Source organism: Paracoccus sp. IB05, assembly GCF_016405985.1.
Classification (GTDB): domain Bacteria; phylum Pseudomonadota; class Alphaproteobacteria; order Rhodobacterales; family Rhodobacteraceae; genus Pseudogemmobacter.
The window spans coordinates 1-23,445 of sequence record NZ_JAEFCF010000009.1 but is presented as its reverse complement, the minus strand read 5'-3'; the positions used below and the strand labels follow the sequence as shown (position 1 = coordinate 23,445).

Sequence of the window (23,445 nt, the reverse complement as noted above, 5' to 3'; positions counted from 1 at the left end):
TCGCAACCATGCCGCGGCCGAAAGGAGAAGGCGGATCAAACCTTTTTCTTCTTTGGCGCTGCCGCCGCAAACAGGGTGCCCTTTTCGAACAGCGGTGCCGCGACGGGCGCGACCTTGACCTGTTTGGGCTTTTTCGCTTCGCGGTTGCCGCGTTTGTTTTCTTTGGCCACGATACTATCCTTTGATGATCCGGCCCTGGGGCGCGGATATGGGGTTCGGTCCCTGCAAAGGCAAAAGCCGCAGGGTCGGATCAGAACCGGGAATCGGAAACACCCCTGATCTGCGAGGTGCCGACAATTTCAGGGTATCAAGGTAAACGGGGTCGGGCGGAGGCTTCTCGACGCAGGACCAACAGTCGCAGGAACAAGATGGGGTCGGACAGCGCAGAAGACAAGGCGTGGATTGCGCAAACCGGACATCCCTACGAAATACCGCCGATGTCGCAGACCCGGCGACACACCACATCGCCGCCCTGCCCTGGCAGATCGGGGTGCGACGGCAGAACAGAAAGATGCCCCCCGGACCGGGAGAGGTTTGCAGCGGTCTGTTGTCACAGCCGGGGCCCGATGTCTGATGTCTGATGTCTGATGTCTGATGAGCGCCGCGACGCTGTTATCCGGAAAGCTGGCAAGGCCGGGTTGCGGGCGGCGGAGGTGCTCGGCCCCCGCCTGACCGCCTGACTGCCTGACCGCCTGACCGACAGCACTGTGTTCTGAAAACATGCCGGCCGGTTCGTCGGACATGTCGCCCTTCGGCTGGCGCTTACTGGCGCAGGCATGACCCGCATATCAGAGGCGGCAGATCGCGGGCTCTGTCCGGGGCCTTGGCCCTTATGGGGCCAGAGCCTGGTGATGCCTCTCTCGCCCGGGTGCACCGTGACCGGCGCGGAGACCCGGTGGTTTGTCCTGAAGAAAGCCGATCGGTTGCGTAACGGATCCCGCAAAGGTCATGCGAAAGCCGCGCTCTGCGCTGGCCCGTTATGCTCAGGCGGGCGGCGGTCCGTAACCCGGGCGACGATCCCTGCTGATGATCCGCATCAGGCGATCAACGCTGATGATGGCATCGGGGCGCAGCGGAAGCCCTGCCCCACCCGAGGACAGCTGTGAAAGCTCTGAATGCTCACGCGGAATATATGTCAGCACATTTGTCGCCCGGCGCAGGCTGCGCGCGGCCTCGACCTCACTGCGCAGGGTATCAATGAACATCCGGGTCAGATCTTGCTCCGTCATCTGGTCTCTCCTTTTCCGTGGCGGGGTTGCAGGATCTTTTTCGCGCCGGGCGGCGCAGGCGATCCCAACAAAGAGCTGCAGCAATCGTTCAGTCGGACAGGCGATAGGGGACACTTTGTGCGGACAGGTGGGGTTCGGCTGGCCTGGCCTGGCCTTGCCAGCTGCCAGGTTCAGATTGTGACAGGCTCTGCCAGACAAACGCCGCATGCCCCGCAGTGCCGCCCGGGCAGCCGCATCACCCTGCAATCCTGATAAGCGTGCCCCCCAGGTCAGGGCAGTCAGACATAGCGGGCTGCCCCCGGGTTGCGGACCTGCACATCCGACATCAACTCGTACCACTTCAGGCTAAGCGGCAAGTTTGCTGCTGCACAGACACGGAATCTACTCAGGCATGGGGCGAGGCGCATGGGCGAACAGGTACTGAGCCCTGCAAAACGCCGGATGCGTTACCGAAAGATAAATAAAATATGCGTGTTTAATTGCACTTTTCTGCTATAGTCAGATTTCCCGGCACATTTTCTGCCGCCGATTGCATTTGTACCGTCCGTTGGGCGCATTCGCCGCCCGACTTCAGCGTTAAAAGGTATCGGCCATGTCGGCATTGACCGGAAACGGCCCGAGTCCTTCCAGACCCGTCATTGCCATCGGGGCATCGGCGGGTGGTCTGGAAGCGTCCCGTACCCTGCTGAAATTGCTTCATCCGGATCTGCCGGCGGCACTGATACTTGTGCTGCATCTCGACCCTTCGCATGACAGTATGATGGTCGGGCTTCTGGAACCCGACATGGGGCTGACTGTGGTCGAGGCGGTCGACGCCATGCCTCTTTGCGAAGGGCGGGTTCATGTCATCCCTCCCGGTGTCTTTCTGACGGTCGAAGAGGGGGTTCTTCGTCTGGCGCCCCCCGCCCATGGAAAACCCGTGCGGCTGCCCTTTGACACCCTGCTGCGCTCCCTTGCCCATGAGGCAAATACACAGACCACCTGCATCATCCTGTCGGGCACGGGAACGGATGGCAGCATCGGCATCGAAGCCCTGGCCGACAGCGGTGCGGTGGTGATCGCTCAGGACCCGCATGAGGCGGGATACAGGGGAATGCCGGAAGCCGCGATTGCAACAGGCCGTGTCGACCATATCCTGAAAACGGCCGCAATGCCGGCAGTGATCGACGCCATCCTGGCCCGGGGGCCGCGAAAGCCGGCGCCCCGGGCCGGCGGCGCCTCTGCTGCGGTCAGAACCGGGGCATCGGATACCGCCTTTACCGCAATCATCGACCTGGTGGGACGTCACACCAAGCAAGACATCTCGCTCTACAAGCCCGGGACACTGACCCGACGGATCGAGCGGCGCATGGCGCTGGCCGCCTGTGGTAAGGATGGGGCGGATCGCTATCTGGCGATCCTCAGGTCGGATGCGGACGAGCTGACCCGTCTTTCTGCGGATCTGCTGATCCATGTCACAGGCTTTTTCCGCGATCCTGCGGTCTTTGCCGAACTGCGTGACAGGACCATCCCGGATCTCCTGAGCGCTTTGCCGCCCGGGCGACCGCTGCGGCTCTGGGTTGCCGGTTGCAGCAATGGCGAGGAGGCCTACAGCCTCGCCATCATCTGCCTTGAGGCAATGGCGCAAACCGGCATCACAGCCGGGTTACAGATCTTCGCCACGGATGTGGATCCCGAGGCCATCGCCACGGCGCGCGACGGGTTTTATCCGGCAGAGATCGCAACCAGCGTCTCAGCCGACCGGCTGGCACGGTTCTTCCTGCCCGATGAGAACGGCTGGCGGGTCACGCCCGCTTTGCGCGAGACGCTGGTCTTTGCCGAGGCCGATCTGCTGTCGGATCCGCCCTTTTCGCGCCTTGATCTGGTGTCGTGCCGCAATGTGCTGATCTATCTTGGCGCCGAAGCGCAGCGCCGGGTGATCGGGTTGTGCAGTTTTGCCTTGCGCCCCGATGGCCTGCTGCTGCTGGGCCAGGCCGAGACACCGGGTCCGGAGGATGGCCGTTTCACCCTCGCCAACAAAGACGCGCGGCTCTGGCGCAGGAACGGGCGGGCGCAGTCAGACGGCCTTTTTGCGACCGCCGGCCCGCGCCCCATGCCCGTGCCACCCGTACGACGCACGACCGATCTGGCCGATCTGTGCCAGAAGATCCTTCTCGAAAGCTACGCCCCCGCCGCCGTGCTGATGAACCGCCGGCTGGAATGCCTGTATTTTCTCGGGTCAACAGAGCGCTATCTGAATCTGCCGCAGGGCCATCCTGACAACACATTCCCGGCGCTGATCCCGAGATTTCTGCGCGTCAGGCTGCGGGAGGCGGCAGCGCTTTGCGATGCCCGGACGCCGCTGGTGACCGTAACCGGCGGGCGCCTGAGCTGCGGGGCCGGCTACAGCATTGCGCTGCATGCGCTCTCCGCCGGGAACGAGCCGCTGCTTCTGGCCTGCTTTGTCGATGATGCCCGGCCTTTGCCGCTTTCCGGCTCGGCCACCCCGCAAAGCCAGGAAGGCGCGCTTGTTCCAGCGCTGGAAGCCGAGATTGCGACGCTTCGCGACGATCTCCTGCAGGCGCAGCGCGATCTGGAAAAGGCGATCGAAGCCAATGAGGCCGACACCGCCGAAGCCCGCTCGATCAGCGAGGAATTCCAGGCGACCAATGAAGAGCTGCTGGCATCGCGCGAAGAGCTGCAGTCCCTGAACGAAGAACTGACCGCGCTGAATGGCCAGCTCCAGGAATCGCTGGAGCGGCACCGCACCACGGCGGACGATTTGCAAAATGTTCTCTACAGCACCGATATTGCCACGCTGTTTCTGGATGCTGACCTCAATATCCGCTTTTTCACACCTGCGGCGCGTACGGTCTTTCGGGTGATCGCCACCGATGTCGGTCGTCCGCTGGCTGATCTGGCCGCCCTGTCCGAGGATAGCGGACTGATCCCCGATGCGCGCGCCGTGCTGAAAACAACGGTTCCGGTCGAGCGCGAGATTGCGGGCGCGGGCGCGGGCGCCACAGCCGGCGAGGTCTGGTTCCTGCGCCGGATCCAGCCCTATCGGACCAGCGACGGGCGCATCGACGGCGTGGTGATCACCTTTACCGATATCAGCGAACGCAAACGCACGAATGCGGCGCTGGTCGAGGCAATGCATGAAGCGGATCGCGTGACCCGGGCGAAATCGCGTTTCCTCGCAGCCGTAAGCCATGATCTGCGCCAGCCCCTGCAATCTCTGACCCTGTTGCATGGGCTCATGGCGCGCAACCAACAGCCTGACGAAGCGGCGCGGCTTGCGGCGCTGCTCGAGCGCATATTGGGGTCGATGACCGGCATGCTGGATTCGCTGCTGGATGTGAACCGTATCGAATCCGGCATCATCCGGCCCGCCATCCGTTCTGTTCCGGTCGCGCCCCTGCTGGAGCGCATGGCAGAGGAATTCGGCCCGCTTTGCCATCAGAAAGGCCTGAGGCTGCGCGTCATCCAAAGCTCCGCCTGGGTCCGGACCGACCCGCAACTGCTGGAACAGATGCTGCGCAACCTTTTGTCGAATGCGCTGAAATACACGTTTCGCGGCAGCATCCTGATCGGGTGCAGGCGCAGGGATGGCGCTGTGCAGCTTGTGGTCTGCGACAGCGGTATTGGCGTGGCAGTCTCCGAACTCGAGGCGATATTCGAACCCTATTACCAGGTCGGAAAGTCCACACTGCAGTCTGCACATGGTCTCGGCCTTGGTCTTTCGATCGTAAGATGGCTCGGGACATTGCTGGGCCACCCCGTTTCGCTCCGCTCGGTCGCAGGCACGGGCTCGGCCTTCGCGATCACGATGGCCCAGACAGAAGCCGCGCGCGCCATCGCGCCTCCCGAGGCCGGATCCCCGGAGGCGCAGCCCCTCCGGCGGGTCGGGCGGATCCTTCTCGTTGAAGATGACGAGCCGCTGCGCATGCTGCTTGGCGGTCTGCTTGAAACCGAGGGGCATTCCGTCATCGCTTTCGGGGATCCAAAGCTTGCGCTGCACTGGGCGGGCGACGGCAATGGCGCCCCCGACCTTCTTCTGACCGATATGGCGCTGCGCGGCGATATGAGCGGGCTGATGCTTGCCACTGAGCTCTGTCGCCTGACCGCAAGCGACGTTCCCACGATTATTCTGACCGGCGACATCACGGTCGCAACCATGCGCAGCATCGCGGCGACACCCTTTCACCAGATCTCCAAACCCGCCGCATTGCAGGCCCTGCTGCGCCGCGTCTCAGATATCCTGCGGACCAGCCCTTCTGACCCGGGCGATCGCCCCGCAATCCCGGGCAGCGCGACGATCCATGTCGTGGATGACGACCCCATGATCCGCGACACCCTGCGCAGGCTTTTCGAATCCGAGGGCTGGAAAGCCGCCACCTGGGCCTCGGCCGAGGCCTTTCTGGCAGGCTCACGGCCTGTCAGGGGCGATTGCCTGATCGTAGACGGGCTCTTGCCCGGGCAGGGAGGTGTGGCGCTGCTGGAAACCCTTCGTCGCCTGAACATCGACATTCCCGCGATCATCCTGACAGGCCATGGCGATGCGGCAATGGCCGTGGCCGCGATGAAGGCGGGCGCGTCTGATCTCATCGAAAAGCCGGCCAGCGCGAAAGACCTGCTTTCGAGTGTTGCGCGTGCCATTGCCGGCTCGCCCGGCGACCAGGCGAAAAGCGAGGCACGCCGGGCGGCACAGGCAATCTTCGCATCCCTCACCCTGCGCGAGCATGATGTACTGGCGCTGGTCCTCGAAGGGGCGGCGAACAAGAACATCGCCGCCAAACTCGGGATCAATCAGCGCACGGTGGAAAATCATCGCGCCGCGGTCATGCGCAAAACCGGCGCTTCCTCGCTGCCCTCTCTGGTCAGACTGGCGCTGGTCGCGGGCGTCTCGATCACCTGATCCCCGCCTGCCCCGCCTGATCCCCGGGGAGGAGTGCTGTCTCGCAAGCCTCGCCTTTCCATCCCGAACCCCTGGCCGGGGGTCTGGGTCTGGCAGGGCCGGTTTGCTCCCCGGGCGGCCTCCGCCCTGCCCGCCCGTCGCTGTCCCGGAAGCATGCCTATTCTTCATGAAAGCTGCGCCTGAAGGTCGCGAGGATCGGCTCGAACAGATAGGCCGCCATTGTGCGCGTCGAGGTGACCAGCAACACATCCGCAGGCATTCCGGGAACCAGCTCATTGTCTCCGATCAGCGCGAGGCTTTCGTCGGATACCTCGACCCGGGCGAGGAAATAGGCCTGGCCGGTGGCCGGATCGGTCATCCGGTCACCCGAGACCGAGATCACCCTGCCCTTGATCTTCGGCAGCCGGAACGAGGCCAGCGCAGTCAGGTGAACCACCGCCTCCATGCCGCTATGCACGGAATCGATATCCATGACGGAAATCCGCGCATCGATCAGCAGACGTTCCTGGTCGGGGACAATCTCCATGATCGGCTCGGCCGGACGGATCACCCCGCCCGCAGACATGAAGCGCGAATTCACCACCTTGCCACTGACCGGCGCGGTCAGGACGGTACGGCCGAGGATGTCAGAGCTGACATTCAGCTGCTCGGTCACGGTGGCGAGCTGGGCGCGGGCCGTATCTGTCTCGGTGGCCAGCTCATCCGCGCGCGCCGCATCCAGCGACAGAAGCTGCAGCGCGACTTCGGCGCGTTTGTCACCCACTTCGGACATCAGCGCGCTCAGACGACCGCTTTCCCCGGTCAGGGCCGTCTCCTGTCGCCGCAATTCCAGCAGCTGCGGCATGGTCGCCAGCCCTGTATCAAACAGCGCCTGTTTTGCTGCCAGCTCTTCGGCATTCAGCGCCAGCTGGCGTTCAATGCTTTTGCCCTGGGCTTCCAGCGCGGCAACCTGGGCCATAAGCTGTTCATCGCGGGACTTCAGGATGCTCTTCTGCGCTGCGAGATAATCACGCTGCCGTTCGAAAATGGCGTTCTGGTCATGGATCACCGCCTGCGCGCCCGGCATATCCGCCACCAGCTCCGGCGGGTAGGTGACGGTTTCGGCCTGCAGGGTCTCGGCGCGAAGCCTCGCGACAATCGCAAGGGCGGTCTGGTATTCCGCCAGCACCGCATCATGGCTGGCCTGTGCCTGACGCCCCTCAAGCGCAATGACCGGCTGCCCCTGCGCGACCTCATCGCCGTCGCGCACCAGGATCTCGGCGATGATGCCACCCTCATAATGCTGGATGATGCGGCGATTGCCGTCCGGGCTGATGACGCCCGAGGCCACGGCGCCCGAGGCGATCGGCACCAGTGCGGCCCAGGCCGAAAAGCCACCAAGGAAAATGGCGATCAGAAGAAACCCCGTCAGCGCCGGCCCGAATATGATCCGCCCGATCCCCGGCGGAGGTTGCACGGGGGCCGTCAAAACCAGCGGCGGGCGCCGAAAGTTCACCGTGGGCAACCGGGACACATTGCTGGTGGTCATGACTGGAGCTCCCGTTCGCTTCCCTGCGCGGCGGAGCGGTTCACGACCGGGCCGCCCTCCGCTGTGGCCTCCGTTGCGCGTGGCACGCTGGCCATCCCGCCCGCCGCCGCAGAGCCGCTGCGCAGCCGCGCCAGAATTTCGTCACGCGGGCCCTGCATCTCGATGCGCCCGTCGCGCAGAAAGACCAGATGGTCGGCACAGGCCAGCGTCGAGGGCCGGTGCCCCACGATCACCATGGCAGATCCCGCGCCGCGCATGTCACGGATCGCCGCCGACAAAGCCGCCTCGCCGGCCTGGTCGAGATTGGCATTCGGCTCATCGAGCACCACGAGGCAGGGCGTGCCGTAAAGCGCGCGGGCCAGACCGATACGCTGGCGCTGGCCGCCCGAGAGCCGGGCACCGCCCTCGCCGATCTGGGTATTGTAGCCATGCGGCAGCGACTGGATCAGCTCATGCGCATGGGCGAGCTGTGCCGCCTTGAGGACCGCCTCGTCGTCGATCTGGCCCATGCGGGCAATATTCTCGCTGATGGTGCCCGAAAACAGCTCCACATCCTGCGGCAGGTAGCCAAAGGCGCGGCCAAGCTGCAACGGATCCCAGTGATGCAGTTCGGATCCGTCCAGCCGGATCTGGCCGCTGCCAGGCGCATTCAGGCCCAGAAGCACCCGGCACAGCGTGCTTTTGCCGCCGGCCGAGGGGCCGATCACCGCCGTCACCTCACCCGGGCGGATGGTCAGCGAGACCCCGTCCAGCACCGGCGCACGCGCGCCTTGCGGAATGAAACTGACACGGTTCATCGTGATACGGCCGGTGGGCGACGGCAGCAGGAAGCGCTCCGGTTCGGCGGGAATGGCACCCAGCCGGGTTTTCAGCCGCCGGAACGCGATGCGCGCGCCCATGAAGTTGCGCCAGGTCGACATCGCAGCCTCGACCGGGCCAAGCGCGCGGCCCAGAAGGATCGACGAGGCGATCATCACCCCCCCCGAGACATTGCCCCTGATCACCAGCCAGGCGCCGAGGCCAAGTATGGCCGATTGCACGAAAAGCCGCAGGAACTTGGTCAGGCCAAGGATCAGCGCGCCGCGCTCGGCGGCGCGTTGGGTGGCCGAGAGGGCCGCGTTGTTGCTTTCCTCCCAGCGGGCGCTGAGCGCGGGCAGCATGGCCATGGCGCGCACCACTTCAGCATTCCTGATGGTCGCATCCGCCGAGCCCTGCGCCGCCATGCCTGCCAGCGCCGCGTTCAGTGTCGCCTTGCGGGTCAGCCATTCATTCAACAGGCTGAGCCCCAGCAAAAGCACCGCGGCGGTGACAGCCACCATCCCCATCAGCGGGTGCAAAAACCAGATCAGCAGCAAAAAGACCGGCGTCCAGGGCGCATCGAAGAACATGATCAGCCCCTGCGAGGAGACGAAGCCCTGCACCTGGGCGAGATCGCGCAGCATCTGCCCGCCCGCCGTATCGCCGACAAGCCGCGCCCGCACCCCGCTTGCCAGCAAGACCGGCCCCAGCCGCGCATTCAGCCAGCAGCCCAGCCGCACCATCATCATCGCCCTGAGCGCATCGAGCAGCCCAAGAACCAGCAGCGCCCCGGCGATCAGCAGCGTCAGCATGATCAGCGTCTCGACCCGCCCCGTCACCAGCACCCGGTCATAGACCTGGAGCATGTAAAGCGGCGAGGCCAGCATCAGCACATTGATCGCAAGGCTGAAGGCAAACATCACCCAGGCCGCTGACCGGCAGGCCCTGATCGCGCGGTCGAGTTCACCGCTCTGATTGCGTAGCGCAGCTGTCTTTTCACTGACCATGATCTGCTTTCCGTTGTTTTCCCGGTGCCGTTTCCGGCCATCCCGGGCCGTGGAAGAAGGGAATGGCCTCAGGCGATCAGGCCCGGGTCGACGGTCAGGTCGTTCTGCACAAGGAAAGTCAGCGCCGCAGAGGCCGCGGCGACATCAGCCGTGGTGCCGAGGAGGACATAGGTCGTGTGGGTTGCGCCGACAAAGCGCCCGGCCAGCAGCCCCCCGGCCAGCCCGACCAGCGAGATCCCCCCGGCATCAAGGCTGTTGAGCTGCAGATCCTCGCCCGCCTGATAGTCGCGGATCGTATTGGTGCCGGCCAGAATGCGGAACGTGTCCATCCCGGCCACCGTGCCTGGCCCGTCTCCGAAGATATTGCGGGTGCCCGCGCCGCTGGCCACCAGCAGATCCTCGCCGCCGCCGCCATAGATCAGATCATTGCCGGCACCGCTGACGATTCTGTTGTCCGCAGCACTGCCGACCAGCTGGTCACTGAAAGCCGAACCGATCAGCGCCTCGATCCCGTTCAGGATATCGCCTTCGGCGTCGCCCCCGGCCCCCAGCGTGCTGCCGGTCGCGCTGAGGCCGACATTCACCCCCGCAGTCGAGGCCGAATAGTCTGCGGTATCAAGCCCAGCCCCGCCAATCAGCGTATCCGCCCCGGCAAAGCCCACCAGCTGGTCATTCCCCAGCCCGCCCTCCAGCCGGTTGGCCTGTTCCGATCCGTGCAGCAGATCGTTGAAGGCCGAGCCGACGGCGTTTTCCATCTGCAACAGCGCATCGCCTGCCGCATCGCCGCCCTGGCTGGCCGAGCCGCTGGTGCCGGAATAGAGCCGCGCGAAGACCGCGCCCGCCGAAAGCGAATAATCTGCCGTGTCGACCCCATCGCCGCCCACCAGGATATCGGCGCCAGGGCCCGCGCGGAAAATGTCGTCGCCGGCGCCGCCCTGCATCTGGTTGGCGCCGGAATTGCCGACCAGAAGATCGCCGTAAGCCGAGCCGATCAGGTTCTCGATGGTGCTGAGCTGGTCGCCCGCCGCATCACCGCCGATCCCGGTGCCAAAGCCGCTATCTGTCAGGGTGACAAAGACCCCCGAGGCGGAATTGGCATAGCTGGCAGTATCGACCCCATCGCCGCCGATCAGCAGATCCGCGCCGCCATTGCCGCGCAAAAGGTCATTGCCCGCGCCGCCTTCCAGCCGGTTGGCCGCGCCCGACCCGATCAGCTGATCCGCCTGAGCCGAGCCGATCAGGTTCTCGATCCCGTTCAGCAGATCGCCCGCCGCATCGCCGCCCGATGACAGGAACCCGCCATCCGCCGCGTCGCTGAGCAGTGCGATCACCCCAAGCGCCGAGGTCGAATAATCCGCCGTATCGATGCCATCGCCGCCCAGAAGCGTATCCGCGCCCGCCCCGCCGCGCAAAAGGTCATTGCCCGCGCCGCCGGTCAGACGATTGGCGCCCTCATTTCCGGCGAGGAAATCGGCATGGGCAGATCCGATCAGGTTTTCGATGCCGCTCAGAACATCGCCCGCCGCGTCGCCGCCGGCTGTGATCGCCCCACCGCCGGTGGTCAGCTGCACCGATACTGCCGTGGCAGAAGTAGAATACTCCGCCGTATCACTACCAAGGCCGCCGGTCAGCAGATCCGCCCCACCCCCGCCCATCAATGTGTCGTTCAGCTCTCCCCCGGTCAGGGTGTCATCAAAGGCAGATCCGATCAGCCGCTCGATCAGTTGCAGGCGGTCCCCTTCGGCATCGCCGCCCAGACCGATCCCGACCGCAACCGGGTCTGCAACTGTGGTGTTGAGGCTGACATTCACCGCCGCCGCCGAGGCGGAATAATCCGCCGTGTCATTGCCGCCCTGGCCGATCAGCGTATCTGCCCCTGCCCCGCCGATGAAGGTATTGGCCGAGGCATCGCCGATCAGAATATCGCCAAAGCCCGAGCCGATCACCGATTCAATGCTGATCAGGACGGATCCCGCAGCCGCTCCGCTGCCGGTGCCGGACCCCATGTCATACCCGACCGCGCCCCCCGCCGAGAAATCGGCGGTGTCGATGCCATCGCCGCCATCCAGCACATTGGCGCCATTGCCGCCAGTCAGCGTATCATCGCCGCTGCCACCATAGAGGCTGTCATTGCCTTCATTGCCCTCGATCCGGTCATTGCCGCCGCCACCCGTCAGGCTGTCATGACCGCCATTGCCGATCAGCCGGTCATCGCCCTCGCCGCCATCGGCCAGATCATTGCCGTCACCTGCGAGGATCTCATCTGCGCCGACACCGCCATAAAGGCTGTCATTGCCGATCGAGCCATTCAGGAAATCATCGCCATCCCCGCCGCGGATGAGGTCATGGCCCAGGCTGCCCAAAAGCGTGTCAGCGCCCGCGCCGCCGTCCAGCACGTCATCGCCATCGCCGCCATTCAAGAGATCGGCGCCGAACCCGCCAAAGACGGTGTCATGGCCAAATCCGCCCTGCAGCGTGTCATCCCCGCCGCCGCCATAAAGTCGGTCATCGCCGAAGCCGCCATCCAGCAGATCATTGCCGCCGGACGGATCGGTATTGGTGCCATCAGGCAGGCCATCACCGTCCAGATCATCGGCCACCCCGTCCAGATTGGCATCAGCCATGCTGTCGCCGAACAGGATGTCATTGCCATCCATGCCGCGCAGAATGTCATCCCCGCCATTGCCGACGAGCTGATTGTCAAGCCGGTTGCCGCTCAGCAGATCGTCAAAGGCCGAACCGGTCAGGTTCTCGATGCCAGAGAGCACATCGCCCGTCGCGTGACCGCCATTGCCGCGTGCCGTTTTCGTCGGATCGGCCGCGAGGATCACCGTCACCGCCGCGTCCGAGGCGGTGTAATCCGCCGTATCGACGCCCGCCCCGCCGTTCAGCACATCGCGCCCGGCGCCACCGACCAGAATATCGTCCGACCCGGCGCCGTTCAGCGTATCGTCGCCGGCGCCACCGTCCAGATAATCGCCGCCCGTGCTGTTCGGTGCGACCGTGATCACATCATTCCCGCCGAGACCTTCAATCCGCAGCCTGCCATTTTCGGCGCGGGTCGGCGTATCCGCCCCCTCGGTGCCGGTAATGACGGTATGACCCGAAGCCGCAACAAATGCGACCGCCGCTACCCCTGCCGGTGGTGCAGGCGGGATGATAAGGGGGTCAGGCGTTCTGGCCCGCGACGTGATTATTCTTGTCGACTGAACAGTAACCATATCGCATCTCCAGAACATCATCATTGAAACCGGAAGGATATCCGGCAGATATTTCAGCAGTCGCGTTTTCGTTGATAAAAATGGTCATATTTCCGGATAATGATTATTTTCAGATTCGAATATCCGGTTATTCACTTCATCTGAATATCAGGCCGTTTTGCTGAAATATTACAGTCAGAAAGGATCTCCCGGCGAAAAAGAGGGCCTCGCGACGCGAGGCCACTCCTCGTTATGCCCCGGCCATACCAGGGGAACGATATTGCAGGTCAGGCAACGGCAGCCCAGCCGGTTGCCGTGATGGACGAGTAGTCATCATTGACGAAAACGACAAGGTTCAGCTCGGTTGCACTGTCATCGCCATAGGCCTGAACGTCAATCGAGAACACCGCTTCGTTGCCGTCGATGCAGACATCGACATTGTAGTCGTGATTCACCGAAACGTCGCTGGTGAAATCCACAACTGCACTGTAGTCGATATCGACGGTCGCCGAATAGTCATAGCTGGCATCGAAGTCGACGTCCGAATTGTTCCAGTAGGTCATATCAATCTCCTGTTGGTTCGCTGTCCCGGCAGATCCCGGCCATCATTTACTATTCCAGTTATTCAGACAGCACAAAGGCGCGAAGGTTGCATAATACTAAGGGCGTAACCTGAAATTTCAAAACAGGTGACAAAAGGATATATATATGCCGGAGGCAAAGCCCCCGGCATATATAAATTTCATAGCATTGAGGATTATCAGCCCAGGTCGCTGATCTGATTTCCGATTACAAGCAAATAGGCCTGCGAGTCTGCATATACGCCAGCGTCATCGCCAAATACATCTCGCATGATGGCCTCGGCCTGATAATCGCTGAGCATTCCCCTGATGGGGATTGCGGATCCATAGCCGGGATTCAATACAAAGAACTCGTCAAGTGTGAGAACCGAAGTCCGGCCATCAAACCGGAAGGTGATTTCCAGATCATCCCTGTCACAGGCGCTGCGGCCGAGTGACAGCATGGTTCCGTTTCGAAGCGCCATTGTCGCGGGATCATCCCAGCCCGCGCCTGGCCCCATAAGCCGGTCCCCTTCGGCGATACGAAAATCCTGGATAACATCATCATCGAAACGATCGGTGATCAGCCAAAGATCCGCACCGCTGCCGCCGCGGTAAATATCGTCGTCATCCCCGCCGCGCGCGCCCATGCGGAAAACATCATTGCCGGCACCGCCCGTCAGGATATCCCGGCCGATCCCCCCATCAAACAGATCATTGCCGGCACCACCGTCAAGGGAATCACTCCCCGCACCGCCCAGCACCATATCCTCGCCGGAGCCGCCAAAGAGGCTGTCATCACCGCGCCCGCCGAAAAGCCAGTCGTCTCCCCCTTCGCCCCAGAGACCGTCCTCACCGGTGCCGCCAAAGGCTGCGTCATCTCCCTCACCCGCGAAAACACTGTCTTTACCATCCTCTGCAAACAGCCAGTCATCGCCGATACCGGCCCGGATCATGTCCTTCCCCGCCCCGGCATAAAGCAGCGTGTCACCGGCGCCTGTGGTGATCATATCGGCCTGGCGCGTCCCGGTAATCGTCGTGAATTCAATTTCTTGGTAAACTGCGGCCTGTGCTGACATCACGACCGAAGACATCTGGCCCTCGACGGCAAAGATGTCGGCCTGAAGCTCAGCAGAGCTGTTTTCGCCAGCTGCCGTGATATTTGCCGCAAACGTGGCCACATTGCCGCTCATGGCCCCGCCCTGGGAGCCCGCCGCGTCCGACGCCTGCCCGGACGAGGTGAACCCGAGCATTTGCGGAAGTGCCAGCGTGACCGAAAGGAAGGACAGCCCACCTGACATCACAGCGGCGTCCCCCTGGGCAGTGGCCTGCAAATCCAGCGGCCCCTGGCCCGCAAGATCGACGCCAATATACCCCGAGACATAGCCGGATTCGCCATCCGGGCCGGATGCCGCGCCAAAGATGCTGGCCTGGCCATAGGCGAAACTCAGCAGCCCGCGACTGACGACATTTACGGTAAGGACTGCATCGGCCAGCGTCGCCGCGCCATAGGCGTCCACAGCCACCGAGACCGTAACCGAGATTGCGGATACCACCGTGAGACTGCCTGTCGTCACGGTTTCACGCGGCGATGTGCAGGACATCGCGCCCGGCGGCAGTCTTTCGGTGCAATGGCCCCGGCCAGAATAGCCTGTTCGAAAACTCATGGCGATCTCCTGTGACTGCTACAGGAATAGCGGCTCGCGGGTGAGTCAGGCCAATGCAATTACGTATCTACACCTTCAGATGTATGCCCTCCTCCTGAACAGAGCATATCTGAGCCCATGCTGCCGAAAACATCGGAATGAACCCGCATTCTCAATGGCGAGGATGGGTTTGGCCAATTGCTATTTCGTTTTTTGATCCAGAATGTGGCCATTGACGCGGTTCCCCGCAAACAAGGCCACCTGCGTACGGTTTGCCGCCCCAAGTTTGCGCATGATCTGCCGGACGTGCACCTTGACGGTAGATTCCTGCATATCCAGATCGCGCCCTATCAGCTTGTTCGATCTGCCCTTGCAGAGACAATCCAGCACTTCATGCTGCCGGGGCGTCAAATTCGTCAGGGAACCCGGGCTGTCCCCGACAAATTTCACATCGACATATATCCTGACTCTTTCCCGCAAAATCGCTTCGCGCGGAAAGGACACTCCGCCTCCCAGAACGAAGGTCAGTGTCCTCATTGCCAGATCCGGCTCGGTGTCGGTGGTGATGAAACCTCTGAAACCTGCTTTCGCGGCAGTGGTCATTTCCTCAGCATCATTCAGATCCGATATGATCAGACACGGTGAATTGGATAGCGCAAACCCTTCAAGATCGGAAATGCCGAACAGAGTGCATTTTCTGATCCCTGTCCCCCCGACACTGAGGATCGTCAGCCTTGGCTTCATCCCAGTGTCATATCCGCCATCGGCAGGGTCATCACCGACCAGCTCCAGTTTCATTGCCTCTGCCCAGGATGCGAGAAAGGACGCGAGAGCGGCGCGTCTCAGCTTTTTGACATCGACAATACGAACGACATCACGAATCACACAACTGTCTGCCATCTGCATTCTCCATCACACCAAAGGAAATCATGACAGATCAGGTTCCTTTTTACCTGTTCCAGCCATCACATCCATTCGCGCGGAACTCAGGATTTACCGGCGGAATATATTTCCGAATGAGGAGATATATTCGCCAGACACAACAATTAAATTGCCTGTTTATATTTCATGTAGCGTTGAACTGCGATTACCTTTTCCGAACACCCGTCTCCCCTGACCTTCATTCAGGTCCGGCTGATGAAATGTGTTTCCCCTGCTTCAGGTTCTTCAGCCCTTCAGCCGCAGCAGAGCTTCCTGCCAGCCTCCCGATCCGAGTGAGCCCCCTGCCAGAACGCAGGTTACGCCGGGTTACTGAGGTCGCACAGGATCGGATTCTACTCAGGGTGCGGCCGATTGATCTGGCGCTTCTCGCGCGAACCGGGCTCGGCCGGCAGGCCGGTCAAGGGGCAAGGTCTGCTGGCCGACGGCTGGCGCAAGATCAGAAACTGCTCCGTCAGAGGCTTTTGAACTAGGGGCATGCCTTTGATTATATTAATATCCGCCGCAGGGCAGCACCTCCGGATCAGAGGCAGCGGACAACCGGCACATATCACCACCGGGCCGTCGCGGCCGGAGCGAACAGGCCCATGTTTCGTGGGCGCTTTTTTTGCCAGGCTTGAGGCAAGAGGGTCATGACGGGCACGGCCAGCTTCACGGATCAGTCCAACCGCGATGCGGTCGCGCAGATCACGGAACCGGTCTGGTCGATCAGTGAAATCCCGGAACGTCGGAACCCGGCCCTGAAGCGCTCTGCCGGGGAAGTGGCAGCTGATGCCCGCGCCCTGGCCTGGGCATCGCGGCGAATGGCTGAATTTCTGGCATCCATTGATGCCGCGAGTACTGGCAAAACACTCTCCAAACCCTCCCTCATGCCCGCCTGAAGAACTGCCCGCGCCGAGGCGAGAAAGGTGCCAGACCAATGGCCCGGCCTTGCCCTTCCCTTCGAACGGTGATCGGTGGCCTGCTCTCGGCTGATCCGCAAACCACCGCCCATAGTGTCCAGGTCAAGATCCGGCCAGGGTCCATCCGCCCCGACAACCTGCCTGCAAAGCTGCTGGCACTGTCGCACGCTGCCCCTCTTGCGGCTATTTCGTGCGGCTCTCGTCCCTGGAATATGGTTCTGCGATGGCGCAGGCCGTGGCAATTATTGTCATGCAGGCCCTGATGGATGCGCCCCGACGGCTTCGCCATTGATGGCAGGCCAGGGCAGTAACCCGCCAGCCAGGCCAGGTGAACAAACGGAGGCATATCAAAGCAAAGAACGGCGTTCTCAGCGCGGGAGCAAATCAGCGGCCTGTCAGGCACGAGCCCGCCTCGGCCGGAGGTCTGTCACGCAGGCAGCCGGGTGACCTGTTCCAGCGCCTCCAGCACGACATCACCCCCTGCGCCCTCACGGCTGGCTTTCGTTGACAGCACCTGACGCCAGCCCCGTGCGCCGGGCAGGCCGTGAAACAGCCCCAGCATATGGCGGGTGATCTGATGCAACCGCCCGCCATCAGCGATATGGGCGTCGATATAGGGAAGCATCTGCCGCACCACCCCATCGCGCGACAGCAGCCGCTCCTCACCCCAGAGCCGATCCGCCCCGATCAGCACATGGCCGGGATCGTGGTATGCCGCCCGACCGGTCATTACGCCATCAAGCCCCTGATCAAGCAGGGTTTTGGCGCTGGCGAGATCGGCGACACCTCCGTTGAGGCAGATGGTCAGGTCTGGGAAGCGGGCCTTCATCCGCAGGACGAGATCATAATTCAGCGGCGGGATCTCGCGGTTCTCTTTCGGCGAGAGCCCCTGCAACCAGGCCTTGCGCGCATGGATGATGAAATGCGTGATCCCAGCCCTGGCGAGACGCTCGATAAAGGCAGGCAGCACCGCCTCTTCGTCCTGATCATCAACCCCGATCCGGCATTTCACCGTCACCGGCACATCCGCCTCGGCCTGCATCGCGGTCACACATTCCGCGACGAGATCGGGATCCTTCATCAGCACCGCGCCGAAACAGCCCGACTGCACCCGGTCGGAAGGGCAGCCGCAATTCAGGTTCACCTCATCATAGCCCCAGGGGCGCGCGATCCGCACCGCCTCGCCCAGTTCGCGCGGGTCAGAGCCGCCGAGCTGCAACGCCACCGGATGTTCTTCGCCCGAAAAGTCCAGCAGCCGCGCTTTGGGCCCGTGAAGGATCGCAGGCGCGGTGACCATTTCAGTATAGAGCATGGCACGGCGGCTCATGATCCTGTGAAAATAGCGACAATTTCTGTCCGTCCAGTCCATCATAGGGGCCACGGATAGTCTATGCGATTGATTTTTATGCATTTTTATAGTATCTTCAATCCGTTGACCCAGTTTGTCCCTACGCCAGGTTACGCCCCGATATCCCCGAATTTCCCCCTTTACGACGACTCATTGCACACAGAGCGCACACGAAAATGGCCTCAATCTCCAAGCTTCCATCCGGCGCATACCGGGTCCAGATCAGACGGAAAGGCCGCTACGCGAGCGAGACTTTCCTGCGTCGGGACGACGCGCAGAAATGGGCCCGGCAAGCTGAGACGCTCGTCGATCAGGGGCTTCCCCCCAACAGATCGTCCATCTCTCGTCTGCACACCTTCGGTGACCTGATTGACCTTCATATAGCCGATATGTGTGCGGTAGGGAAACCACCCCGCCGCAGCAAGGAAGCTACCCTTGCGACACTCAAGCGCGACCTCGGCAAGGAGAAGGTAGGTCACCTCGATCGACACAAGCTGATCGAGTATGGTCGCAAGCGCGCGGACCAGGGTGCCGGCCCTGTAACCCTCGGCATCGACATCGGCGTGATCAAGATGATCCTGACCCATGCTGCCGCCGTTCACGGGCTGGAGATTTCAGCTGAACCCGTCGATCTCGCCCGCGTGGCGCTCAAGCGGCTCGGTCTGATCGGTAAGGGCGTCGAGAGAGATCGCCGACCGACAACGGCTGAACTCAACCGCCTTTTCCGTTGCTTTGATGATAACGCACGTTTGACGATGCCAATGTCCCGCATCGTACAGTTTGCCATCGCGACTGCGCTCCGTCTCGACGAAATTTGTCGGGTTGATTGGAATGATCTGGACATAGGGCGGCGTATGTTGGTGATCCGCGACCGTAAAGATCCTCGGAAAAAAACTGGTAATGACCAAAGGATCCCTCTGTTTGCTGCGACTGGGTTCGACGCATGGGCCTTGGCAATGGAACAAGCCAAGCACGTTGGGACCCCGAAAGGACCGATTTTCCCGTACAATTCCCGATCCGTAGGAACAGCGTTCCGTCGCGCATGCGCCGAGGTCGAGGTCGACGACCTGCACTTTCACGACCTGCGACATGAGGGCACAAGCAGATTGTTCGAGTTTGGTCTTTCCATCGAACAAGTTGCTCTGGTGACAGGGCACAAGGATTGGAAGATGCTACGGCGATACACCCATATTCGTCCTGAAGCTCTGCACGGTCTTGTTTCTGCGCGAGCGCCCTACCCCGCCCACACCTTCGCAGCTGAGTGATAGGGGCGATCTACCGGGATACGTCGGAAACACCGAAACTGAAGGAGGTTCGTCCATGATCGCCAACATTCTGATCGCTGCGATTGCGGCGCTTCACTTCTACATCTTGGTCATCGAGATGTTTCTCTGGACCACACCGAGAGCCCGGCGCGCGTTCAATCTGACCCAAGACCTCGCGGCAAAGACCAAAGTGATGGCCGCCAATCAGGGCCTTTACAACGGGTTTCTGGCAGCGGGGCTTATCACGGGCCTTGCGATGGGGTCGGCCGGGATGGCTTTCAAACTGTTCTTTCTGATCTGTGTGGCAGTTGCAGGGATTTTCGGTGCGGCGACAGTGACAGGCAAGATCCTGTTCATCCAGACGCTGCCCGCGCTGCTGGCGCTTGGCACACTTCTGGCGGGAATATGAGACATAGGGGCTAGGGTGCTCAGAACGGGAACTGAGCGTCGATATATTCGTCCATATGGGCTGCCCAGAGTGCCGGTTTGAACATCAGCGCGTGGCCTGCACGCAGGGCGATAAACTGGCCCAGGCCGCCCGCCTCCAGAAACTGCGCATGGTTTTTCACGCAATGGGCGATGCTGTAATATGGGTCATTGCTGCCGTGGAGCCAAAGTGTGGAAACACCTGCGGTTGCCCCGCGACGGAAGAGCTGCGGGTTAAGCGTCTCATAGCCCGGGCAGGCTTGCCCGAGCCAGCCGCCGTTGAAATTGACCGCCGCTTTGAACAGCCCCGGCCGCATACCTGCAAAGGCGATGGCGAGGATCCCGCCCCGCGACACTCCGCCGATGGCCAGACGGGTCATGTCGACGCCTGCCAGCGCGGGCAGAGAATCCATCACATCGTCTATATCTTCGACGGCACGCTCAAACCCGGCCAATGCAATTGCCGTGTGGCAGGAGTAGCCCCCTTCCGGGGTCAGCCCTTCGCCATAGACGCCGCCTGACTTCCCCCTCCCGCGCCGCTGCGGGAAGATTGTGATCCAGCCGCGCTGCGCGAAATACCCGGCGATGACGGCAGGGCTGATCGTGCGCCGGAAGACCGCCTCATTCAGCCCGCGTCCGGTCGATCCATGATTGAAGACCATTGCCGGAAAGCGGCCCGCGCCGGGTGGGGTTGCGATGACGAGTTCCAGCTCTGAGCCCGCCTCGCGGGAAGGAACGAAAGTCTTCGTGATACTATAGAGGCGCGACATAATTGGCCCTGTTTGTGCACCCAGCTGTGGATCCGGCCGCGTACCTTGGTGTAATGGGATAAGGTATTAACCCGGATCACCCGGCCCTTCGTACATTTTCCATACCACGGCTTGCCATGAAGCTCGGCATCGGAGCGGGCGGTGATCGTCTCTGACAGCCGCGCTTTGGCTGATTGCAAACAGGTCAACAATGCGGATGGTTGACCCGAAAGGGCTGCGGCCCCGATCAGGGAAGGACCAGATGGACAGGATCGCGCAATATCTGGAGGACCTGCGCCTGCAGGGATCTGAGCTTTACCCGATTGTCAGCGCACTGCGTCAGCTGGCGCTGGCGGCGGGACCGGGCGTTACCGAGGACTTCAAGTATGGCGGTATTCTGTTCGCCACGTCGCGTAATTTTTGCGGTGTCTTCGCCTATAAATCCCATGTGACTGTCGAGTTCAGCGAAGGTCATACACTTTCGGATCCCTTCCTGATGCTTGAGGGCAAGGGCAAGCTGCGCCGTCATATCCGGCTGGAAAGCGAAGCAGACATCAAGACAAAGCAGGTGGCCGCCTATATCACTGCCGCCGCCGTTCACAGCCGTTCGTGATTTGCAGGCAGGCAAGACGGCTCATTATGCTCGATGAAAATAAGGGGCTTTCTCCATGCGTACCCTTATCCTGGGTATTGGTGCGCAATGATCTCCGGTTCGGCCTTTGCCGAGGTGTCCTTGTCGATCCCGTTGCAAGCCGGAGCGACCAGCACAGTGAAAACCGCAACCTATAGCTGCGCCGGGGGAGAGCCCTTCCAGGTGTAGTATCTCAATGCCGGGGCCAATGCGCTGGCATTTGTGCTTGTCGAAGGTGAGGAGCGCATCTTCGTCAATGTCGTTTCAGGGTCGGGAGCACGCTATGCTTCGGGCCCGTATATCTGGTGGTCGAAGGGCGAAAACGCCACGCTTGAGAATGAGCTGGAGGAAGGCAGCCTAAAGGGCTGCGTTTCAAAGGATTTTCCGGAAGACCACTAAGGAGCCGGGCAGCGGCACAGGTCGCGGAAGTGTGCTTTTCACGCATCAGGCAGTCCGGCTGCGCCTGAGCCCAGCATCCGCACCTTCAGCAAGTCCAGGAATGCTCTGATCTGAGGCTGCCGCAGGGCTTGTGGCCGTGTGACAAGAAAGACCTCCAACCCGGGCAGTGACAGATCGGGGAATGGCTCGGCTAGCCCGGTTGCCAGAACCCGGGGCAAGACTGCGGCGCCATGGCCACGCCGGACCGCCTCGAGTTGAGCCGCAAATGAAGACACCCGGATGCGGATGTTGCCGAATCCGGCGGCCCGCGCGGCTTTCACATGTGGAAGCTGGTCTTGTGGCGGCAACAACCCGATCATTGGCAGGCTCTCGGGTGCATTGCCGAGCGGGGATGCCAGATCCGGCATGGCAAATATGCCAAACGCCACGTCGGGCAAGCGCGTGTAGATCAGCGAGGGCTCGCCCATATGCAGCGTGCGGATGGCGATATCCGAGGCACCCTGCGACAGTTTCACCAAATCGGGTGTGACGGTGAAATCCACCGTGCATCCAGGATGCCGTGTCGTGAACTCTGCCGCCGCATCGGTGACGGGGCCGATGAAGCCCTCGCCTGCGGTGACCCTGACGCGACCAGAGAGGCCGGTGGTTTCCGGGGGCGGCACCAGCGCAGTTTCAAAATCCTGCGCCGCCTGGACCAAGGCTGCGCCACGCGCGGTCAGCTTGGTGCCATCCGCCCCCCGCTCGACCAGCGCCGCGCCGATCCCGGCCTCGAGCTGAGTGATCCGGCGCGAGAGCGTCGAGGCCGCCATCCCGAGCGCTTCGCCCGCGCGCAGGAAACTGCCGCGCCGCGCTACCGCCAGCAAAAGACGCAGATCATCCCAGTTCATCTCGTCACCTCGCTTTGCACTCAGGCAAAGCCGTTTTGCCATGGTGTACGTTCTGCGCAAAGCCCTGCCGCGCTATCTGCAGGGCAACAGGCGCATTCCGCGCCGGGCAGGATAATCGACATGCACACCGTCTTCGTCACCGGCGCGACCGGGCTTCTGGGCAACAACCTCGTGCGGCTCTTGCTGGAGCGCGGCCTGGTGGTGCGGGCGCTGGCCCGATCGCAGGCAAAGGCAAGGGCGCAGTTCGGCGAAATCCCCGGGCTGACGATCATAGAGGGCGATATGCAGGATGTTGCGGGTTTTGCGCCGGCGCTCACGGGCTGCGATGTGGTCTTTCACACCGCTGCCTATTTCCGCGAGAGCTATGGCGGCGGCAAGCATTGGGCGATGTTGAAACGGATCAATGTCGATGCGACGGCCGAGCTGATCGCCGCCTCATATGCGACAGGTGTGCGCCGGCTCATCCATACCAGCTCCATCGCCGTGGTGAACGGTCCGCGCGGCGCGCTGATCAATGAGAGCATGACCCGCGACCCGCAGGATGCCGATGACTACTACCGTAGCAAGATACAGTCCGATGCTGTTGTGCAGGATTTCCTGCGCAGCCACCCCGAGATGTTTGCGGCCTTCGTCATGCCGGGCTGGATGCATGGCCCCGGTGATCTGGGGCCGACGGCGGCGGGTCAGTTCACGCTGGATTATCTGAAACAGGCGCTGCCCGGGATTCCACCCGGAACATTCTCATTCGTCGATGCGCGGGATGTGGCCTTCGCCATGGCCGCTGCAGCCGAGAAAGCACGAAGGGGCGAGCACTATCTCGCCGCCGGACACCATATCACCATGCCGGATTTGGTACAAATCTACCAGCAGGTCACCGGGGTTCCCGCACCGAAGCGCAAGATTCCGGTCTCGATCCTGTGGCCCATTGCGGCATTGCAGGAACTGGTCGCCCGGATCACCGGGCGCCCGGCACTTCTGAGTGTTGAACGGCTTGCAATAAGGACCCCGCTTCTGGGGTGATCGGCGTCCAAAAG

General features: G+C 62.2%; 17 protein-coding genes and 2 pseudogenes. 7 read left to right on the top strand and 12 right to left on the bottom strand.

The window, feature by feature from the left end:
* Positions 1-35: 35 nt before the first annotated feature.
* Together JC607_RS25780 and JC607_RS08120 are read right to left on the bottom strand one after the other, a co-directional pair.
* The gene (locus JC607_RS25780) at positions 36-170 is read right to left on the bottom strand and encodes a hypothetical protein (protein ID WP_255532403.1); all 135 of its coding nucleotides are present in this window, start codon (positions 168-170) and stop codon (positions 36-38) included.
* 813 nt (positions 171-983) lie between these two features.
* Complete coding sequence (locus JC607_RS08120) at positions 984-1,229, bottom strand: hypothetical protein (protein ID WP_198836442.1); 246 nt, start codon at positions 1,227-1,229, stop codon at positions 984-986.
* Positions 1,230-1,821: 592 nt separating this feature from the next.
* On the opposite strand from JC607_RS08120, the gene JC607_RS08115 reads away from it, so the two are divergent.
* Complete coding sequence (locus tag JC607_RS08115; protein WP_198836441.1) at positions 1,822-6,126, top strand: CheR family methyltransferase; 4,305 nt, start codon at positions 1,822-1,824, stop codon at positions 6,124-6,126.
* 157 nt (positions 6,127-6,283) lie between these two features.
* On the opposite strand, the gene JC607_RS08110 is transcribed toward JC607_RS08115, so the two are convergent.
* The 6 genes from JC607_RS08110 to JC607_RS08085 form a co-directional block, all read right to left on the bottom strand.
* Positions 6,284-7,654 carry an HlyD family type I secretion periplasmic adaptor subunit gene (locus JC607_RS08110; protein ID WP_198836440.1) on the bottom strand — a complete coding sequence of 457 codons (1,371 nt, stop codon included), beginning with the start codon at positions 7,652-7,654 and terminating at the stop codon, positions 6,284-6,286.
* Positions 7,651-9,459, bottom strand: coding sequence for a type I secretion system permease/ATPase (locus tag JC607_RS08105; RefSeq protein ID WP_198836439.1), 1,809 nt, complete (start codon positions 9,457-9,459; stop codon positions 7,651-7,653). Before JC607_RS08105 ends, JC607_RS08110 begins: the two co-directional genes overlap by 4 nt.
* 68 nt (positions 9,460-9,527) lie before the next feature.
* Positions 9,528-12,680, bottom strand: a complete 3,153-nt coding sequence (locus JC607_RS08100; protein ID WP_198836438.1) for a calcium-binding protein — start codon at positions 12,678-12,680, stop codon at positions 9,528-9,530.
* 266 nt (positions 12,681-12,946) lie between these two features.
* Complete coding sequence (locus JC607_RS08095; RefSeq protein ID WP_198836437.1) at positions 12,947-13,222, bottom strand: hypothetical protein; 276 nt, start codon at positions 13,220-13,222, stop codon at positions 12,947-12,949.
* A gap of 197 nt (positions 13,223-13,419) precedes the next feature.
* The gene (locus JC607_RS08090; RefSeq protein ID WP_198836436.1) at positions 13,420-14,886 is read right to left on the bottom strand and encodes a calcium-binding protein; all 1,467 of its coding nucleotides are present in this window, start codon (positions 14,884-14,886) and stop codon (positions 13,420-13,422) included.
* Positions 14,887-15,066: 180 nt separating this feature from the next.
* Positions 15,067-15,765, bottom strand: coding sequence for a response regulator transcription factor (locus JC607_RS08085; protein ID WP_233092773.1), 699 nt, complete (start codon positions 15,763-15,765; stop codon positions 15,067-15,069).
* Positions 15,766-16,436: 671 nt separating this feature from the next.
* Between JC607_RS08085 and JC607_RS08080 the strand changes: the two genes are divergently transcribed.
* Entirely contained in the window at positions 16,437-16,685 is a 249-nt protein-coding gene (locus JC607_RS08080) for a hypothetical protein (protein WP_198836435.1), read from the top strand.
* A gap of 448 nt (positions 16,686-17,133) precedes the next feature.
* On the opposite strand, the gene dusA is transcribed toward JC607_RS08080, so the two are convergent.
* Positions 17,134-18,117, bottom strand: a complete 984-nt coding sequence (gene dusA, locus JC607_RS08075) for a tRNA dihydrouridine(20/20a) synthase DusA (protein WP_198836434.1) — start codon at positions 18,115-18,117, stop codon at positions 17,134-17,136.
* Positions 18,118-18,230: 113 nt separating this feature from the next.
* Here dusA and JC607_RS08070 point away from each other — a divergent pair, with 113 nt between their 5' ends.
* Both JC607_RS08070 and JC607_RS08065 read left to right on the top strand, forming a co-directional pair.
* A complete protein-coding gene (locus tag JC607_RS08070) occupies positions 18,231-19,319 on the top strand; it encodes a site-specific integrase (protein ID WP_198836433.1) in 1,089 nt (362 codons plus the stop codon).
* 55 nt (positions 19,320-19,374) lie between these two features.
* Positions 19,375-19,728: a DUF1304 domain-containing protein gene (locus JC607_RS08065; protein ID WP_198836432.1), complete on the top strand. Its 354-nt coding sequence runs from the start codon at positions 19,375-19,377 to the stop codon at positions 19,726-19,728.
* Between the two features lie 19 nt (positions 19,729-19,747).
* Here JC607_RS08065 and JC607_RS25355 read toward each other — a convergent pair whose 3' ends face one another.
* Positions 19,748-20,515 carry a S9 family peptidase gene (locus JC607_RS25355; RefSeq protein ID WP_233092769.1) on the bottom strand — a complete coding sequence of 256 codons (768 nt, stop codon included), beginning with the start codon at positions 20,513-20,515 and terminating at the stop codon, positions 19,748-19,750.
* A 32-nt stretch (positions 20,516-20,547) separates the two neighbouring features.
* Positions 20,548-20,703: pseudogene (locus JC607_RS25775) on the bottom strand (ClbS/DfsB family four-helix bundle protein); the annotation flags it as partial.
* 53 nt (positions 20,704-20,756) lie between these two features.
* Between JC607_RS25775 and JC607_RS08055 the strand changes: the two are divergent.
* Positions 20,757-21,107, top strand: a complete 351-nt coding sequence (locus tag JC607_RS08055) for a DUF1801 domain-containing protein (protein ID WP_198836431.1) — start codon at positions 20,757-20,759, stop codon at positions 21,105-21,107.
* Between the two features lie 228 nt (positions 21,108-21,335).
* Positions 21,336-21,524 (top strand): annotated as a pseudogene (locus tag JC607_RS25995) (MliC family protein); the annotation flags it as partial.
* A gap of 38 nt (positions 21,525-21,562) precedes the next feature.
* Here JC607_RS25995 and JC607_RS08045 read toward each other — a convergent pair.
* Entirely contained in the window at positions 21,563-22,453 is an 891-nt protein-coding gene (locus JC607_RS08045) for a LysR family transcriptional regulator (RefSeq protein ID WP_198836429.1), read from the bottom strand.
* 78 nt (positions 22,454-22,531) lie between these two features.
* Here JC607_RS08045 and JC607_RS08040 point away from each other — a divergent pair, with 78 nt between their 5' ends.
* A complete protein-coding gene (locus tag JC607_RS08040) occupies positions 22,532-23,431 on the top strand; it encodes an NAD-dependent epimerase/dehydratase family protein (RefSeq protein ID WP_198836428.1) in 900 nt (299 codons plus the stop codon).
* Positions 23,432-23,445 lie beyond the last annotated feature (14 nt).

Coding starts and splice junctions, on each gene's coding strand:
- JC607_RS08120 (WP_198836442.1), bottom strand. CDS start 1,229: ATGACGGAGCAAGATCTGACCCGGATGTTCATTGATACCCTGCGCAGT.
- JC607_RS08115 (WP_198836441.1), top strand. CDS start 1,822: ATGTCGGCATTGACCGGAAACGGCCCGAGTCCTTCCAGACCCGTCATT.
- JC607_RS08110 (WP_198836440.1), bottom strand. CDS start 7,654: ATGACCACCAGCAATGTGTCCCGGTTGCCCACGGTGAACTTTCGGCGC.
- JC607_RS08105 (WP_198836439.1), bottom strand. CDS start 9,459: ATGGTCAGTGAAAAGACAGCTGCGCTACGCAATCAGAGCGGTGAACTC.
- JC607_RS08100 (WP_198836438.1), bottom strand. CDS start 12,680: ATGGTTACTGTTCAGTCGACAAGAATAATCACGTCGCGGGCCAGAACG.
- JC607_RS08095 (WP_198836437.1), bottom strand. CDS start 13,222: ATGACCTACTGGAACAATTCGGACGTCGACTTCGATGCCAGCTATGAC.
- JC607_RS08090 (WP_198836436.1), bottom strand. CDS start 14,886: ATGAGTTTTCGAACAGGCTATTCTGGCCGGGGCCATTGCACCGAAAGA.
- JC607_RS08085 (WP_233092773.1), bottom strand. CDS start 15,765: ATGGCAGACAGTTGTGTGATTCGTGATGTCGTTCGTATTGTCGATGTC.
- JC607_RS08080 (WP_198836435.1), top strand. CDS start 16,437: ATGACGGGCACGGCCAGCTTCACGGATCAGTCCAACCGCGATGCGGTC.
- dusA (WP_198836434.1), bottom strand. CDS start 18,117: ATGCATAAAAATCAATCGCATAGACTATCCGTGGCCCCTATGATGGAC.
- JC607_RS08070 (WP_198836433.1), top strand. CDS start 18,231: ATGGCCTCAATCTCCAAGCTTCCATCCGGCGCATACCGGGTCCAGATC.
- JC607_RS08065 (WP_198836432.1), top strand. CDS start 19,375: ATGATCGCCAACATTCTGATCGCTGCGATTGCGGCGCTTCACTTCTAC.
- JC607_RS25355 (WP_233092769.1), bottom strand. CDS start 20,515: ATGTCGCGCCTCTATAGTATCACGAAGACTTTCGTTCCTTCCCGCGAG.
- JC607_RS08055 (WP_198836431.1), top strand. CDS start 20,757: ATGGACAGGATCGCGCAATATCTGGAGGACCTGCGCCTGCAGGGATCT.
- JC607_RS08045 (WP_198836429.1), bottom strand. CDS start 22,453: ATGGCAAAACGGCTTTGCCTGAGTGCAAAGCGAGGTGACGAGATGAAC.
- JC607_RS08040 (WP_198836428.1), top strand. CDS start 22,532: ATGCACACCGTCTTCGTCACCGGCGCGACCGGGCTTCTGGGCAACAAC.